Annotated in this window: 1 protein-coding gene and 1 pseudogene; both read left to right on the top strand. The window is 42.2% G+C overall.

Features of this window, described 5'->3' with window-relative positions; genetic code table 11:
• A pseudogene (locus tag ACFINH_RS10045) lies at nt 1-353 on the top strand (filamentous hemagglutinin); the annotation flags it as partial.
• Entirely contained in the window at nt 350-754 is a 405-nt protein-coding gene (locus ACFINH_RS10040; protein ID WP_375633026.1) for a hypothetical protein, read from the top strand. The pseudogene ACFINH_RS10045 and the gene ACFINH_RS10040, both read left to right, overlap by 4 nt.
• The last annotated feature ends 158 nt before the right edge of the window (nt 755-912 follow it).

Raw genomic sequence — 912 nt, 5'->3', positions numbered from 1 at the left:
AAGAAGGTGTTCACGGTATAGCCAACGAAAACACGACTATCAATCTCTATGGACCAGCCTTTAATGTTTTAGTTGCAGCCGGTCTGTTAGATTATGTGAGTGATGGCAAACAAACCACTATTGGCTTTGATGGGAATAGATATGACTTTGTCAGCAGAATTATTGGCGGCAATGGCTATACCTACGGGACACTCCCTGCTGGTAGTAACGTTTGGACAGAATGGTGGAGAGTGATCATGAATCCCATAAGTTCCCATACCTGTCTTGGAGACGTGGGTCCAAAATGCCAAAAGTTTTATGGCACATCTCATCGTGAACAATTTCCTTTAAGTAAATCAAGGAGTAAAAAATGAAACAAACTCTAAAATTATTAAGCACTGTAACTTTGTTAATTATAACTGGATGTAATATCGATAAACCTCCTCCAGGAGAGGTGGCTACGTGGGAGAAAAATGGTGTTACTGATTTTACAGAGGTAGGAAAAGCCTTGTTAGAATGTGGTATGCCAACCCCTGATGATGTCGATCCAGAAAACAGAAAGCAGAGCATTAATGCAAAAGCAACAATTTATGCTTGCATGGTTCAATCAGGTTTCCGTGATAAAGTGGGGGGAGGGACTTGGTGCGAGAATCATAGAGCCGAAAACTTACCCATATGTCGTCCAGGTGCTGTCATACCACAGCGCAGTGTCAAGAAGCGCTTAAACAGCCCGTTTTGTAAAAAGCATCCAGAACAATATGAATGCTATCCTTAAGTCTTGCTATTTGTGATGATCAACAATCTGCCATCTTGAGTGCAAGGCTGGTGAGATGATTGATGTTGGCCAATGTGGTTGGGGCAAAGTTGTTTGGTCAAAACTCAAACGTCATCCCAAAATCATTAAAGCCGTTAAAGGGGGTGGCACTGCTGATG

The sequence above is a fragment of the Bartonella sp. AA74HLJMH genome (assembly GCF_042197045.1).
In the GTDB taxonomy this organism is placed as follows: domain Bacteria; phylum Pseudomonadota; class Alphaproteobacteria; order Rhizobiales; family Rhizobiaceae; genus Bartonella.
The sequence above is the reverse complement of the archived record's forward strand: the minus strand, read 5'-3'. Positions and strand labels throughout refer to the sequence as shown.

What these genes read in the sequence shown, in the direction of transcription:
- ACFINH_RS10040 (WP_375633026.1), top strand. Translation starts at nt 350, where the DNA reads ATGAAACAAACTCTAAAATTATTAAGCACTGTAACTTTGTTAATTATA.